At 38.7% G+C, this 253-nt stretch carries 1 pseudogene; it reads left to right on the top strand.

Annotated features, from left to right (window positions below):
• Positions 1 to 253: pseudogene (locus tag IAE45_RS19135) on the top strand (terminase large subunit); the annotation flags it as partial.

Raw genomic sequence — 253 nt, 5'->3', positions numbered from 1 at the left:
TGATGTGATGATTGATAAGTGCATTGCTTATGGTGAGAAATGGTATTTCCCAATGCAACCATTCCAGAAGTTTTTAATCGCATTTATCTTTTTTTATTTCAAAAAGAATGACCGGAATGTTTACCGCAAGTTCCTTTGGATGTTTGGTCGTGGTGGAGGTAAAAACGGGTTGTTATCTGTGGTCCTAAACTTTCTACAAACAGAAATGCACGGCATCATGGACTACAACGTTTCGATCGTTGCCAATAGTGAG

Origin of the sequence: Enterococcus sp. S53 (assembly GCF_016516865.1) — a bacterium.
GTDB lineage: Bacteria > Bacillota > Bacilli > Lactobacillales > Enterococcaceae > Enterococcus_D > Enterococcus_D innesii.
Note: the sequence above shows the minus strand (reverse complement) of the source record. Positions and strands in the feature narration are given on the sequence as shown.